Below are 15,087 nucleotides of genomic sequence, written 5' to 3'. Positions count from 1 at the left end.
CTGCGGATCTTCTAACGCACTGTCTTGCCGATGAGCGGATGGACCTACACTGCCATGAAGTGACTTTCGAGGCCGCCGACGTCCGCCGAGTGATCAGCCTAGTGTGACCACTCGCGCCCAAGCAGGTGGTGTGTCCGGCACGTAGCGGGGATTGTTCTCGTCTAGTTGACGCTGCCGGGGGAACAGGCCGACGACCGCCCGGCAGGGCGGTTTTGCCTCGGGCCACGGTGTCTGACCGTCGGTCAGGGCAACGATGACGTCGGGGCGGGGGCTGCCGCGCAGAGCCTTGGCGAAGCCGGTGCGCAGATCCGTGCCGCCGCCGCCCACCAGGGGGATTCCTTCGGCGCGGCACAGCTGTTGTGTGACGTGAACGGCGGCATCGCACGACAGTACTGAGACAAGGTCGCCTCTGCCGCCCACCGCTCGGATGATCGCAGTGATTTCGACGATCGCGCTCCCCAATTCGGCGTCACTCACCGACCCGGAGGTGTCGACGATCACGCACACACGAGGCGGCCGGCGCCGCAGGCTCGGCATGATGACGCCGGGCAGACCGGCTGACCTGCGCGAGGGGCGACCGTAGGTGTAGTCCTCACCAACGCCTGGGCCGGAGATCGCTGAACGGACCGCTGCCCCCAGTAGTTCCCGCCACGGCTGCGGCGGCTGGAATGCCTCCTGTGCCCAGCGCTGCCAGCCCTTCGGGGTGCTGCCCGGGCTGCTGTTGATGCCGTGCGCGACCCGGAACCGGACGGCATCTCGTTCCTGCGCGCTGAGCCCATGCGCACCATCGGCGCCCAGATCCCACTCGCGCTCCAGTCCGTCGGCGCCGCTACCGCAGTCCAGCCAGGCGAATCCGGCGGTGTACGGCCCGAGCCTGAACTGGCGCAGGTAGTCCTCCATCAGCTGCCCCTCGGGCAACCTGAGCAGCGCCGGTTGGACGGCGCCCTCGGGCCGCGCCAACCCGTCGCCGAACACGTCGTCGTTGATTTCGCAGTCTGCGGCGATGTTCATGCGCAATCGCTCGGCAGGGCCGGTCAGCTCGTGCTTCGCGGCGAACCGGTCGCTGCGTTCGTGATGGTCGCGCAGCAGGTGGGAGACCTCGTGCACCCAGACCCCGGCCAGCTCCTCCAACGGGGTGCGGTCCACGAAACCCGGCGAAACGTAACAGCGCCAGTGGCGGTCCACGGCCATCGTCGGCACCTGCCGTGATTCCACAGTGTGCAGTGCGAACAGCGCCGTCGCCAGGTACGGCCGGTTCCGGACAGCGTAGAGCCTGGCGGCGAAAAGCTTCTCCTCGTCCATACTCCCCGGCGTCATCAGCGGGCACCCTCGCCGACCGCGGCCCGGTCCGCTCGCCGCGACAACGACACCGCCCCGGACAGCCGCTCGATCGCCACCGGCACCTGCCAGTCGTCGCGGCGCAGCGCGGCGAGCGTGGCCGCCGGCACGACCACCAGGTCCGGGGCGCCGGTTTCCAAAGCCAGCACCAGCAACGACCACGCCGCGTTCCAGCGGGACCGCTCCGGCCGCCTGCGCACCGCCTCCACCACGCCATCGAGCACCGTCTGGCGCAGGTCGCCACGCTCGGGCAGGATCGCCGCCGCGGGATCCGCGAGCAGCACCTCGGGGTCCGGCAGATCCATCCGATCCATGCTGGCCAGCAACTCCAGGCCCGGCCCGTCTCCGACGGCCCCCCGAACCAGCATGGACAGCACATCCCGGGAGGCACTGGCCGCGGTGGCGAACGCGATCAGCCGCAGGGTCATCTCCCAACTACGTGGTGAGGGCCACGGACCGCCGCGGCGTGCTTCGTTCTTCGGCAGTTGATGGACGAGTCCGGGCCGGGCGGCCAGTAGTTCACAGACCGCCCGTCGGGCGAACGTCACGGCGTCGGGCAGCCGCCCCCGGTCCAGCTGTGGCAGCGCCGCCTTCGGCCACGTTCCACCCAGCCCACGCACCACGACGTCGTGGTCATAGGTCCACTGCAGATGGACGAACCGGTTGGCCAGCGGCGGGCTCAGCTCCCAGCCGCCGGCCGCGGAGGAACTCGGATTGGCGGCGGCCACGATCCGGACACCGGGAGGAAGCCGCAGGGCACCGACCCGTCGCTCGAGCACGACGCGCAACAGGGCCGCCTGGACGGCCGGCGGCGCGGTGGACAGCTCGTCCAGGAACAAAAGCCCCCGGCCGGCCCGGACCAGGCGCACGGCCCAGTCCGGCGGGGCCATCGGCACACCTTGCTCCGCGGGATCATCGCCGACCACCGGCAGACCGGAGAAGTCGGACGGCTCGTGCACGCTCGCGATCACAGTGGTCAGTGGCAGTTCAAGAGCATCCGCGAGCTGGTTCAGCGCCGCGGTCTTGCCGATGCCCGGCTCGCCCCACAGCAGCACCGGCAAATCGGCGGACACGGCCAGCGTCAAGGCTTCCAATTGGGTGTCTGTACGCGGCTCTGTGGTCGTGTCGTGTAGCAGGGCAAGCAGATCGACGGCGACGTCCAGCGGCCGGAGGTGAGCCGCTTCGGAAGAAATATCCATGGCAGTAGACAGTTTTGATCACCTTGGTGTCGAATCGGGGCCGTGCGTCGGCCAAGTGAGCAAGCGAGATATGAGGATCAGCGAAGGGGCGCGTGGCGCGGGCGAGTCCGGAGAACACGACGGCGGGTGTCCCGTGTGGACGGAGCCGGTCCGAACCCGGCCAGCCCGGCCCGGTACAGCCCATGAGCCACCTGGCGGCGCACCGCCGTCTCCAGCTCATCGCGCAATGCGCCGCTGCGCAGGAGCACGTCCGGCCCGAGCAGACCTTCGACGGAGGCGAGGGCGCCGGCGGTGTCGCCGTGGTCCAGCCGGGCGCGAACATCCACAAGACTTTCCGGATGCCGGTGTGCCTCGTCGATCGCCCGCAGGCACGGCAGCTCGGTGCCGCCCAGCGCGCCGAGCAGCTCCTCGCGGCGAATCTCGTCGGGGTCGTGGTCCAGCGGGACGAGCACCCCGTTCACCACACCGATTCGGTGCGTGGCACCACGACACTCGACGAGGCGCGAATTCCCTAAGCCGTCCGGACTCCGTGACGCACCGACCGGCCGATGGTCAGGTCGAAGTGCCGACGCGACAAGCGGGTGCAGCTGGTCAACGTCGATCAACCCGGCATGAAGCAACTCCAGGTCGGGCAGGACCCAGGTCGCGGCGTCGGGCAGGACCGGCACTACACGGGCGCAGCCTCCGACCGCCTCACCCGGCGCGCCCAGGTTCAACATCAGCCGGTGCCGGCTAGAGAGCCGCACGGCGACGACGGCGCCTCCACGGCCCTCAGCGCGCAGCAGCAGTGCCGCCTCGGCCAGCCACCGGTCCACGGCGCACGCGCCGACCCCGGCAGGGATCTGATCCCATGCGAGATCGCCGTCCGAAGGCCAATGACCGGACCGCTCCCGCAGTTCACCGGCCCTGCGCACGTCCCATAAATGGCGATGCAGATCGAGGCGAAACCGGCGGTCGGGGCGGGGATGCGGATGAAGACCCGTCCCGGCCCTGGGCTGGGATGACGCCCACAGCGCTAGGCTGATCCGCTGACCGGCATCCGCCCACGCCGGCGGCGTACGCGCCACGAGGTGTATCGCGTCGCCGCTGTCAGCCGTCGAACAGTACCGGGCGAGGGAAACCGTGAGACCAGGCCGCAGCGGGCCGTCCGGACCGATTCTCGGGAAATGCCAGCGAAGCAGGTCCGGAGCCAGATGACGCAGATCAGCGCGGACCTGCGTTGCCAACAAATTGCCATGAGCGCGACCCACGGCTCGCAGGTTCAGATCCACGTCGACGCGCGCGGCAGCGCAGGCTCCAGCCCAGTCACCCACCGCGCGGCGGGCAGTCGCTGACTCGATCATCGAGGGCGGCACGGCGAACTCGCGCACGCGCGCCCAGAAACGGAGGCGGAAGTTCTCATTCGCAGTCAAGGGGCGCATCAGCACTCACCTTTGGCGAACGGAACCTCCGATCGGCTCAAGTAGGTAATCATCGCGGCAAGCGTAGCAGGATTAACACGGAGTGAGGGCTGTTCCATGGGAACTGCTGGAGTTGGCGTGGTGCTCGTCGAACGGTCACCAGGGTGTCCGGACTGACTCCCGGCATGGCCGACTGAAAGGTGCCCACGGACTGACTCGAGGTCCATCCGGGTAGTGAGCCGCGTGACCGTCGCAGTCGACCAACGGCGAATGTCCGCTCATGCCGCGGACGGTGGGGGTGTGCCTAGTGCGGCTTTCACGTTCATTCGGCCAACGGGCAGTGACCCGCGTTGGCCCTGCCGCCGCTCGCGCTTCTCGGAAGACCGTACGGAACGGAGCGCGGAATGTCGTACCCACGTCCTACGGTGGGACCATGGACTGAAAGATCGAACTCATCCCTGTTCCGGTGACCGACGTCGATCGGGCCAAGGCGTTTTACGAGAAGGTCGGCTTCAACGCCGACCACGATCACAAAGTGCACGAAGGCCTGCGGTTCGTCCAGCTGACACCGCCCGGCTCGGCCTGCTCCATCGTGATCGGCGAAGGCATCACCACCAAGACGCCCGGCACGCAGGAGATCCAAGTCGTGGTCGCCCACGCTGAGACGACGCGCAAGCAGCTGCTCGACGCCGGCATCGACGCGAGCGAGGTCGACGTGCAGCCGTGGGGCAACTTCGTCTACTTCCACGATCCTGACGGCAACAGCTGGTCGCTACAGGCCATCGAGTCACGCCCCCACGGCTGATCGACGGGCTTCATATCTCGGCTTTGCCCTACCAGCCCTGGCTATGCACTCACATGCCGGAAGGAAATCCACCCGTGACCACTTATCTGCTTGTACCCGGCGCCTGGCACGGCGGCTGGTGGTACGACCCCGTAGTCCCCGCTCTCAAGGAGGCCGGGCACACCGTCGTCGCGCTCACTCCCCTGGGCCTGGATCCGGACGCAAACCCGCCACAACAGGTGATCACCCTGGATGACCACGTGCACCAGGCGATCCAGGCACTGCGGGCAGTTCCGGCGGAGGCGGACGGCACGCGCGATGCAGTCCTCGTCGGCCATAGCTACGGCGGAAGCATTATCAGCGGTGTCGCGGACGCCGAATACGACCGAATCCGAGCATTGGTCTATCTGGACGCCCTAATCCCCGAAAACGGGGATTCTAGCTGGTCGATGACCAACGACGAGGAGCATACTTGGTACGTCGACGGGTCGGCCCGTACCGGAGCTTTCGTTGATCCCTTGCCGTTTTTCGATAAGCGTGCACGCCCGCACCCGCTGGCCACCCTGATGCAAGCCGCAAAACTCACGGGGGCATGGCGCGACGTACCCGTCAAGCACTATGTCGAAGCGACAGGCTGGCCCGGCGAATCCCCGCTCGCGGCGATGACGGCGAAAGCACGCGCCGACGAACAATTCACTGTGCATACCTGGGATACCACACACAACTTCATGCACAACGCTTCAGAGCTCGTCCTGAAGCTCATCGTCGACCTCTAACCGGGGACCCTTCTCGCAGGTGCCGCGACCTCGGTGCAAGGCCGGTGCCCCGCCGACCAAGTGCCACCGAACGTCCTCTCATGCCGCTGACCGCGCTGTCGCGAGGCGCGCATGTGCCGAGTTGAGGATCACGTCGGTAACGCTGCGGGCTGGGGTATTTGGTTTAAGGCCAAGGTTCGGGACTTGTATCGTCCATGGCGTGTTGTCGTGGATATGCGGGGAGTGACGTCTGTGTCGGTTGACCTGCCGGTGGTGATGGCCGGGGTTGCGCTCTACGAGCACATTCGCCGGAATCTTGATCCGTCCGGGCGGCTGCCGGCGGAGGTGGGGTTGCCGGACGACGCCAAGGTGATGTCCGATCGGTTTCGGTGGGTGCCTGGTGCCATGGATGGGGTCATCGGTCACCATGGATCTGCCGATGGCACTGACCGCGCCACTGAGGTCGCACGCTTGCTGGCCACGGTGTGCCAGCGGCCATCGGTCAGGCAGCTCCGCAAGCTCTATGCCGGTATCACGGATGACGACGTCATGGACTACGTCGACGCGTTGATGGAAAGGCTGGGCCGCGAGCGGCTGGACGGGAGGGCGCTGCATAGGGTCGGGAAGTGGCTTGCCGTCACGGCCCCCGATCGAGGGCCGGTCAAGCTGGGTATCGCACTGCTTGGTGTCACCGGGCTCGGAGAGGACGTGGCCGTCGTGCGGACGCTCGGCGCACACGAAGAGTTCACCCTCTTTTGCGCAGTGGCCATCTCCAACGGGCTACCCGCCCCGGAGTCGGAGTTGTGGGCGCTGGCCGCGTCGGTGGATGGCTGGGGCCGGATTCATTGCGTGGAGCGATTGCGGGACACGACCGATCCGGACATTCGCTCGTGGATCCTGCGTGAGGGATTCCGAAACTCCATCATGTACGAGTACTTGGCCTGCATTGCCGCCACGACCGGAGGTCTGCTCGAAGCTCTGCGCGGTGAGACGGTCGATCGAGGGTTGTTGACCTCCGCTGGTGAAATTCTGGAAGCGTTGATCACGGGTGGACCGGCGGAAGACGTCGACGACTACGAGTCCGGCGCCGACGCCGTGGAGGCGTTTCTCGCCACGATGACCACCCAGGCGCAGACCCTTCAGGACTTCTCGACCGTGGCTACGATCCGCTCCTTCCTCGCCCGCGAGACCGGGTGGGACCAGCGCAGCCAGAACGGCTGGACCGCCACCCGCCGACAAGCCTTCGAGCACGCCAGTGACCAGATCCTGAGCCAGGACTCATGGATCGGCCGCATCACCGCGGGGCTGGCATCAGACGACCCCGTTGAGTTCTCCCTGGCAGACCGTGCTGCCCGTGTCCGGGGCATGGACACTTTCGACGCACACCTCGAGAAGATCAAGACCGATCCGTTCGGCAGCGGGTGGTTTCACGCTTGGCAACAGGCAGACACCGGGCGCGCTCAGCAGTTGGCAGACCTGGTACATACCCTCCTGCCGATCGACCAGATCACGACCGGGCCAGCCGATGCGCTGGGAATGGGCCCGCAATGGCGCGCCCACAATGCGCTGGACTGGACCCTGCAAGCCCTGCGCGACCATCCGGGTACCGGAGCCGATCTGCTGCTGGCAGGACTGCACAGCCCGGTTACTCGCAACCGGAACATGGCGCTGACAGCGTTCCAACAGTGGCCGCGAACCACATGGCCGGCCGACGCTCGCGACGTGATTCACGACCTTGCACGTTCCGATCCCAACGACAATGCACGCCGGTTCGCCCTCGAACTGACTACCGGACAGGTAGAGGAGGACGAGCAGCATGATCGATAAGACAACCACCCTCCGCTGAAATTCCACATCTCGAAGAGAACGGGCTCTCCATTCGCACGCTCATGCCGATGAGCGGGCATTCGGCACCAAGGTAAGCCGTTCCGTAACGATCGTATGAAGGCAGCTTCAGGTCGTTCGTGCCCTGACGAGGTTCGCGCAGATGATCTGAGTCCTGGGGTAGTCGGGCCCTGGCACCCGCTCGTTGTCGGCAAGAGTGACCCCGGATAGAGAGGTCGCCCGCGCAAGGTCACTCGCCGACTCGTATACGTGGACCAGGTTGTTGCGCAAGTTCAGCATGTCGTGGTGGGCGGGCCTGCGAGTCGTTGGTAACTGTCGCAGGCAAGGGTGTAGTAGCCAATGGCTGTGTCGATATCGGCCTGCCCTATGAGGTTACGGCCCAGCTCATTGAGCAGGCGTCCTCAGCATTGTGATGGCCTGCCGGGTGTGCGGGCTCCATGGTGGCCGGTGCTCGTAACAGTGGGTTACCGGCTAGCGATCCTAGGCGTAGGTTTCGGCACTCGTCGAGCTTTGAGTCGTCAGGGAGGTTTCGTGTTGGAGGAAGCGTTGGTCGCGTTGGCGGCCGCGGGTGGCACGGCGCTGGTAGAGGCCGCGGCCACGGATGCGTGGACGAAGACAAAGGAGAGGTTCGCTCGATTCCTGGGCCGTGGCGACCAGCAGCAGGCATTGGTGGTGGAAGGGCGTCTGGAACGTACTCACACGGAGCTGCTGCCTTTGACGGGTGCGGAGTTGCAGCGGGCGCGGGAGGTACGCGCGACGGAGTGGGCGACACGATTGCGCGACGTACTGGAAGAGCACCCCGAGTCCGCCGACGAGCTGCGCGGTGTAGTGGAGCAGTCGAAGGCGGACGGGGTGTCGGTCACGGCGGTCACCGGTGACCACAGTGTCGTCGTCGGTGGTGATTCCACGACATCGGCGACCTCGGGCGGTGTCGCGGCGCAGGTGATCCACGGAAACGTTTCGACGTCGGGAAACCCTCCCCAGCCCGGGACGGATCAGGACTGACTGTTCCCGGGGGGACAACCCTTCACGCCAAGAACATCTACCTGGCCGGTTCGGGCGGTGTCGCAGCAGGCGCCATCGGTGACTTCGGGACGACTCCCGCAGTGCCATTCTCGGTGGAGCGGGCGGCTTTCGCCCAGTCGGTGGCCGTGCCACCGGACATCATCGGGGGCGAGCACCTGCGTGGCCGGGGCCGGGTCGTTCAGGAACTGCTCGAAAGTTTCGAGGGTGCCGGCGACGGCGGGCGTTCCCTTCTTCTGCACGGGTTGGGAGGCAGCGGGAAGACCTCGATCGCCGCGGAGGTCGGACGAAAGCTGTCGGCCAAAGGAGTGGATGTCTGGTGGGTGTCCGCGGTCGACCATGCGCGGCTGGTGGCGGGCATGCACGCCGTCGGGCGTTTGATCGGGGCCAGCGCCGAGGAACTCCAGGCCGACGATGCAGCAGACGCGGTGTGGCGCCGGTTGAATGCACAAACTCAGCCGTGGCTATTGGTCGTCGACAACGCCGACGACCCCGAGGTGTTCGACGTTACCGCGGACGGGGCGGGTTGGGCAGACGGGTGGATCCGCCCCGTCCTTAACCAGACTGGTCTGGTCTTGGTGACCAGCAGGCGCGGCGGTGGCCGGACACATGCGGGTCGGCGCCTACGGCAGATACCAGTGGACATGCTCAATCCCGCCGACGGCGCCCAAGTGCTGCTTGACCTCACACACGGCCGCGGCGGGGACCACAAGGCGGCGTGCGCTCTCTCCGAGCGGCTGGGCGGGCTGCCGTTGGCGTTGGCAGTGGCCGGTTCCTATCTTGCTCAGTCCGTGGATGACCTTTGGGTCGATGACGATGCCGTGATCACGTTCCAGGACTTCCATGCCGCCCTCGACCTGGGCCGGACGGACCTCATGGACACCCCTCCGCAGGATCCGGCCGGCGGCGCGGGTCCGGCGATCGACGAAGTCTGGCGGATGGCGGTCCACTTGCTGGAGAAGCGGGGCCTATCGCTTGCGGGCCGGTTCATCCGGTTGCTCGCCCACTTTGCTCCCGCTCCGCTGCCTTACCGCGACATCCTGCGGCAACGTGCCCTGTTCGACTCGCCAGTGTTCGCCGGTCTGGACCGTGAGCAGGCCGGATCGTTGCTTCACGAATCGGCGAACCTTGGCCTGCTCACTCTGACCGCCGCCGACGCCTTGGACCCTGCCGACGTTGCTGTGCCGGTGCTGCGGTTGCACCCGCTCAGGCGCGACGCCGGTCACCGCTACCTCGATCCTGTCCACGGTGACGACGACTATTTGACCACTGCCGCGCGATTGCTGGTCGACTCGGCCGCGGGCGAGGCCGACTGGTCACCGAAGGACCACACCAGATGGAACTTCTGGACCCTGCTCGCTCCGCACGCCTTTCATCTACTCCCCGCCCTCGCGCGAACCGACATCGACCCGACTCTGGTCGACCGCGTAGCGCACACAGTCGACCTGGCCGCCCGGCACTTGTACGTCCGCGGCCTGCGCGCACAAGCCGAAGCCGAGTACCAGTCCATGCTGCGGACCTGCCGCCACGCCCTCGGCGACGAACACGAACGCACGCTCGCGGCACGACATGGCATAGCCCTTGTCTTTGAGGGCCGGGGCGATCTCGCGGGAGCGGAGGCTGAGTTGCAGGCCGTCCTCGACATCGCGCGGAGGGTGCTGGGCGAGGAACACCCCAGCACTCTCACCACCCAACACAACCTGGCAATAGTCTGCGCAGTCGCAGGTCGGTACCGAGAATCCGACACTACAATGCGAGCAGTCCTCGCTGCACGTCAACGGGTCTTGGGTGAGAACCATCCCACCACCCAGGCCACCAAGGAGGCCCTCAAAAATATCAGACACAATGCCGCCAAAGCCAAGCAGCCGATCCTGTGGCATGGCCCAGGAAAGCGCAGAAAGAAGGGAAAGAAGCGGTAGCCGACTAGTCTCTTGAGAGGTTATGGCCTCCGCGCGTTCAGCAGAACACCGAGCCACAACAACATACGTGAGTCGGTCACTTTAATGTAAGGTGATTCTAGAGTCAGCGAACATCCGCTCATGCCGCTGAGCGCCTGAGTGCGACCGACGTGCGGAATGCCAGGTGGGACAAACTTTGGAGCGCCTCTGGAACACTCGCCCTGGCCCCCACGTACTCAGGTGAAGACGCCGCTGGCCGATTGGTTCTGTACAGACGTGACAGCGGATAGCCGGGCATTCGACGAGTTCTGATATTGCGCCCTGCCAGCACCCGGGAAGGGCCGCTTCACCGGCACGGTGGGCGGCCTCCTGCTCGGCGCCTACGACCCGGACAGCCGAGAACTCCGGTACATCGGCGACGTCGGCACCGGCCTCAGCGACGCCGAACGCGCCCGCCTCCACACCCACCTCGAGACGTTGACCCGGCCGGAACACCCGTTCGCCGACGATCCGCCGCGGGCGGACGTCGACCACGCGCAGTGGGTGGATCCGGTCCTGGTCGGCGAGGTCGTGTTCCGGCAGGTCACCCGAGCCAGCGGACATCTGCGGCACCCCGCCTGGCGCGGACTGCGGAACGACAAGGACCCCGGCGACGTCCTCGCACCCCAGCTTGACCGCGAGCCAGTGGCCGCCTCTCCCCCGGCCGCCGAGCCCGCCGCGGCGACCAGGACACGCCCCCGCGATGCGGACGATCCACCCCGCCCGCTCGGACCGAAGATCACGGTGCAGGCCGGCACCCGGCAGCTCACCCTGTCCAACCTCGACAAGCCGCTGTACCCGCACGGGTTCACCAAGGGCGAGGTCATCAATCTGCCGGTTGCCGGTGACCGCGGTTCGAACCGGTTCCGGCGAGGCCGCCCAACAACATTTACCTTGATGGTCGACAACGCCTTGCATCGCAACCGAAATCCCCGGTAACCGCGCTCCTGATCGCCCCGTTCCTCCAGGTACACCCCTGTACGAGCCCGCGACGTCCTCCAGGTCGGGCCACGTCGACCACTCCCGAGTGGGCACCGCGAAGGGCCCGCAAACACCGGCATCATCCGCGTACTCCATTCGAAAGTCAGACGCCCCATACCCCACGGAACCAACATGAGACCCGCCAACGGCTCCGCGGCGCCGGCGGGCGCAAGAAGCCTGCAGATTTCTGTTTCTCAGCGCTTTCAAATCGGGGAATCCGTAGTGTGCCATCACAACCGGCCGGCCATGTTCGCCAACGCTTGACAGCACGACTTTGAGGTTGGTAGACAGTCACAGCGAATTCAATGCGCGGGGACCAGGAGCCACTATCAGCTTCGTTTCGTTCAAACCATGCTTGTACTGAATTCAGGAGTACACCTGCATGGCGCTCACATGGATATAGCTAACAGGGCGTCACGTTCTGAGAGCGAGACAGTGCGGGATTGAGCACGGATACGCGCCCCGTCGCCCGCTAACCGCAGGCGTTGGGCTTAATGGAAGCACTGTATCGCTTACAACTGGCGAGAACAGACAACCTCTCCGGCAGATACAAAATGGCGATATATCATATTGCCAGAGAGACTTCCGCACGCGAGTCCGCATGTCTATGCGCGAGCCGGCGGCAGTGAAACACACGATTAAGCACAAAGTCATTAATGCAGTGTTGCTAAATGTCCCGTCGCCGATATTTCTACTCACTGTGTCAAGCACATATTCGCCACCTCGTATGCCAATTCGACCGGAAGGGAAATTTGCATGACAACACGGCATAGTCCGCGAAGAATATTCTCGCTGATCACTGCAATATCCGTAGTCGGATGCACTCTGAGTGCCACTGCAGCATCCGCCGACACAGCCAGCGCGGAGCGACCCGGTATTTTGTGGCAAAGCGTGAGTCAGGCCGGACAGGACTGCGCGAATCTGCAGACTGGCGGAGGCAGAGTCGGGACGGCGGCTTGCCTGACCAGTCCCGAGAGCCTTCCTGACCAGGCTCACCGATCGGAGGCGCTGCAGCGGCAGCTGGCCGCTCCTGCCGCGGTCGTGTGCACCGCGAAAGACCAGTTGTTCTTCAACCGGACCGAGTCCTGTCTGTTCGAGGAGGTCGCCTACAGACTCATCGACCTGCAGACCGGCAAAGAGGTCGGATTCGCCGACATGGCCGTCAAAAGTCTCGTGACGCTGGATACCCGGACCCGGACCTGGACGCAGCGGATCAACGCGACCGTGATGATCGCGGAAGGCGCAGCCAAACTCGGCACGGCAGGGTTCGCGACCGCGACCTGCTCGAGCGGCTGTACTGCCACCAACTCGGCGATCCGCACCCTGCCGTTCCAGGTACCCGTGGACTTCGACTATCAAGTCACCTCGGCGGGCAGCAACCTGGACAACCTGAAGATCACACCCAGCTTCACCTTCCAATCAATCACGCCCGCGGTGTGGGGACCGATCCGCGAGGAAATCGGGTCAGCCGTCGACGTCCGCTGTGACAGCACCCCGACCGTGGGGCCGAACACCGGCGGATGCGTCTATGCCCAGTTCACCCCGACCTACGACGTGTCGACCTTGAACAACGACACCGCCCAGGTCGCCTGGCACATCCAATGGGCGCAACGCAACCTCGCCGGCAAGTGGGGCCGAAAAGGCCTCGGCCCCGAACTCACCCGCACCATGGACGCCGCGGTGATCACCGCCAACAGGAACGCCGCCTGCCCGGCGAGCATTCCGCGACCGACCGGCAAATCGTGCGACGAGTACCCGTTCGCCAGCACCTACCAGGGAGGTTCCCTGAACCCGGATCACTCCTGCTCCATGGTGCCCGCAACCCAGAACAGCCTCGAGGGCAGCCGCTACCGCCGCCCCTGGTACGCCGCCAACCGCGTGCTGGATAAGGACAAATTCTGGGTGAACGTGGTCCTGCCCGCCGGCATCACCGACCAGGAGATCGCCGAGAAGACCCGGGCATTCGTGAAGTGCCCGGGATAACCTAGACACTCAGCTCAATAGGGCGGGGCCGCACCGCGGCCTCGCCCCTGTCACGTTCCCGCACAAGGAATAGAAACCGATGCCTGCCACGATGCTCGATCGCACCACCGGCACCCTGACCATCGAGGACAACAGCTTCTCCCTCGGAGACCGCAACGATCCGCAGAGCCCGCTTTACCACGTCGGCTCCCTGCCCGACCCTCGTGTCACAGGACTGCTCGCCACTGCACCGGGTTTCGTCGCGGTCACGTGCGGCGTCCACCTCGGCGGCATCACCGTCACCACCGAGATCTGGGACGGACCGCCGGAGCCCGACCTCGATTCCTGGGAGGACGTGGCCGAAGTCTCGGTCACCTGGCCTACCAGCCCGATCGCGGCCTGCGGGACGGACGTCGACATCCCCATCGCGCTGCCCCCAGCCCCGGGCGGCACCTACCGCGTGCGGGACTCGGTGCGTCACCGCGACGCTGGCGAAGACCGCGGCCCAGACGACCCGCAGGAGCAGCACCTGATCCAGATCTGGCCGGACACACCATGCCAGGACGAACTCCTGAAAGCCACCGACAGCACCGGCGCACTTTGGCGCGCCCACTAACCCCACAGCAAGCAGAACTTAACGCAATATGCGCCATCCCGGTGTCACAACACAGCCGCGTCGCGGCCAGCTGCGCGCCCCGGCTAGCGCCAGCGACCACTGTCGTCCTTCTCGAAGTGCGTAAGGATGGCCCGGCCTTTGTCGGTCAATGTGGCCAGGACCGATTCGCGCGGTTCGACCGGCACATAAGGGACAGCGATCCATCCGTCCTTGTAGACCTCTTTTAGCGCCTTGTCTGGCACGCCCTCGAAGGTCATCTCCGCGTACTCATGCGGTGGGAAAGCAACATGCCAGCCGATTTCGGGCCCGAACAGCCGCACGAGACCTTGGTCGACTGCGGTCAGCGCCTGCATGCGGCCCTTGGAGGGTTGACGCACCAGAGGTCCTTTCTCGAAACCTGGTCCTCGCACCACCATGGCACAGGACATCTGCCCCTGATCCTGCCGAGCCGCACCTGCCAGGTAGATCGTTTCCGAACACCGCTGCGCGGGGGTTCCGCGGTCCCCGGCTGACCGCCTGAACAAGGGAGAACCGGCAGCATGTTCGCTGCCGGGCCCCCTCTCGCTGGTGCCGGGATCTAGTCGCTGGTCTTCGTTGTCGGATTCCTGATGTTCTTGCGGGCGACGAGCAGGAACGGCGCGAGCAGCCCGGCGACGACGAACGGAACGACCAGGGGCTTGAGGACCGCCAGGAACACCACCGCTCCCACGATGCCCAGCAGTAGCAGCGTGACCAGGATCAGCAACAGGACTGCGCGCCGGGTGCGCTCATCGCTGGCCAGCACCTACTGCAGCAGATCGATCCCGCTGGTCTCGCGCAGGCGCGGCGGGCTCACGCCGAACTGGTGGTGGTCGACCCTGACTCCGCGCAGTTCGTGCCAGGCCAGCATCGCGTCGGTCGCGATGCGGGACTTGCCCGACTGAACGGCCCCCACGACGAGGCCCGGGAGGATGCCGTCGCCGGCCGCCGCCTCCTCCTCGGTCTCGTTCTGCAGCTTCAGCCACAGGTGCATGACGAGTTCGATCTGGGTAACGCTCAGTCCGCAGGCCCGGACGAAATCGCGGATCTGTTCGGGGTTGCTGGGCAGTCCGAGGCGTTTGGTGCCGGGCAGGCTGTAGGCGGTGGAGCGCGGCATGCCGGCCTTGATCGCGATCTGGCCGCAGCTGAGCGTGGAGGACTCGAGGATCCTGCCCAGCAGGGCCCGGAACTCGGTCGAGTCCTTCGCCTCGAAGATGAGCTGCTGCACG

General features: G+C 65.9%; 14 protein-coding genes. 8 read left to right on the top strand and 6 right to left on the bottom strand.

Annotated features, from left to right (window positions below; translation table 11 throughout):
• Window positions 1–93: 93 nt before the first annotated feature.
• The 3 genes from ACLJQ7_RS02460 to ACLJQ7_RS02450 all read right to left on the bottom strand — a co-directional run bounded on the left by ACLJQ7_RS02460 (window position 94) and on the right by ACLJQ7_RS02450 (window position 3,958).
• Window positions 94–1,317, bottom strand: a complete 1,224-nt coding sequence (locus ACLJQ7_RS02460) for a DUF2201 family putative metallopeptidase (RefSeq protein ID WP_410646466.1) — start codon at window positions 1,315–1,317, stop codon at window positions 94–96.
• A complete protein-coding gene (locus tag ACLJQ7_RS02455) occupies window positions 1,317–2,537 on the bottom strand; it encodes an AAA family ATPase (RefSeq protein ID WP_410646465.1) in 1,221 nt (406 codons plus the stop codon). Before ACLJQ7_RS02455 ends, ACLJQ7_RS02460 begins: the two co-directional genes overlap by 1 nt.
• Before the next feature lie 77 nt (window positions 2,538–2,614).
• Window positions 2,615–3,958, bottom strand: coding sequence for a hypothetical protein (locus tag ACLJQ7_RS02450; RefSeq protein ID WP_410646464.1), 1,344 nt, complete (start codon window positions 3,956–3,958; stop codon window positions 2,615–2,617).
• A gap of 445 nt (window positions 3,959–4,403) precedes the next feature.
• Between ACLJQ7_RS02450 and ACLJQ7_RS02445 the strand changes: the two genes are divergently transcribed.
• The 8 genes from ACLJQ7_RS02445 (at window position 4,404) to ACLJQ7_RS02410 (ending at window position 13,840) form a co-directional block, all read left to right on the top strand.
• Window positions 4,404–4,742: a VOC family protein gene (locus ACLJQ7_RS02445; protein WP_410646463.1), complete on the top strand. Its 339-nt coding sequence runs from the start codon at window positions 4,404–4,406 to the stop codon at window positions 4,740–4,742.
• 74 nt (window positions 4,743–4,816) lie between these two features.
• Entirely contained in the window at window positions 4,817–5,497 is a 681-nt protein-coding gene (locus ACLJQ7_RS02440; protein ID WP_410646462.1) for an alpha/beta fold hydrolase, read from the top strand.
• A 231-nt stretch (window positions 5,498–5,728) separates the two neighbouring features.
• Complete coding sequence (locus ACLJQ7_RS02435; RefSeq protein ID WP_410646461.1) at window positions 5,729–7,303, top strand: hypothetical protein; 1,575 nt, start codon at window positions 5,729–5,731, stop codon at window positions 7,301–7,303.
• A 549-nt stretch (window positions 7,304–7,852) separates the two neighbouring features.
• Complete coding sequence (locus ACLJQ7_RS02430) at window positions 7,853–8,326, top strand: hypothetical protein (RefSeq protein ID WP_410646460.1); 474 nt, start codon at window positions 7,853–7,855, stop codon at window positions 8,324–8,326.
• Window positions 8,327–8,427: 101 nt separating this feature from the next.
• Window positions 8,428–10,263 carry a tetratricopeptide repeat protein gene (locus ACLJQ7_RS02425; protein WP_410646458.1) on the top strand — a complete coding sequence of 612 codons (1,836 nt, stop codon included), beginning with the start codon at window positions 8,428–8,430 and terminating at the stop codon, window positions 10,261–10,263.
• 336 nt (window positions 10,264–10,599) lie between these two features.
• Entirely contained in the window at window positions 10,600–11,220 is a 621-nt protein-coding gene (locus tag ACLJQ7_RS02420) for a hypothetical protein (protein WP_410646457.1), read from the top strand.
• A 798-nt stretch (window positions 11,221–12,018) separates the two neighbouring features.
• On the top strand, window positions 12,019–13,245 hold the full coding sequence (locus tag ACLJQ7_RS02415) for a NucA/NucB deoxyribonuclease domain-containing protein (RefSeq protein ID WP_410646456.1): 1,227 nt from the start codon (window positions 12,019–12,021) through the stop codon (window positions 13,243–13,245).
• A 79-nt stretch (window positions 13,246–13,324) separates the two neighbouring features.
• On the top strand, window positions 13,325–13,840 hold the full coding sequence (locus tag ACLJQ7_RS02410; protein ID WP_410646455.1) for a hypothetical protein: 516 nt from the start codon (window positions 13,325–13,327) through the stop codon (window positions 13,838–13,840).
• Window positions 13,841–13,923: 83 nt separating this feature from the next.
• Here ACLJQ7_RS02410 and ACLJQ7_RS02405 read toward each other — a convergent pair whose 3' ends face one another.
• From ACLJQ7_RS02405 to ACLJQ7_RS02395, 3 genes are all read right to left on the bottom strand, one after another.
• Window positions 13,924–14,217: a hypothetical protein gene (locus ACLJQ7_RS02405; protein ID WP_410646454.1), complete on the bottom strand. Its 294-nt coding sequence runs from the start codon at window positions 14,215–14,217 to the stop codon at window positions 13,924–13,926.
• Between the two features lie 200 nt (window positions 14,218–14,417).
• The gene (locus ACLJQ7_RS02400) at window positions 14,418–14,624 is read right to left on the bottom strand and encodes a hypothetical protein (protein ID WP_410646453.1); all 207 of its coding nucleotides are present in this window, start codon (window positions 14,622–14,624) and stop codon (window positions 14,418–14,420) included.
• Window positions 14,625–15,086 (bottom strand): hypothetical protein, encoded by a 462-nt coding sequence (locus tag ACLJQ7_RS02395; RefSeq protein WP_410646452.1) that lies wholly within the window; start codon window positions 15,084–15,086, stop codon window positions 14,625–14,627.
• Window position 15,087 lies beyond the last annotated feature (1 nt).

Origin of the sequence: Amycolatopsis sp. cmx-4-54 (genome assembly GCF_046548895.1) — a bacterium.
Taxonomy (GTDB): domain Bacteria; phylum Actinomycetota; class Actinomycetes; order Mycobacteriales; family Pseudonocardiaceae; genus Amycolatopsis.
Note: the sequence above shows the minus strand (reverse complement) of the source record. Positions and strands in the feature narration are given on the sequence as shown.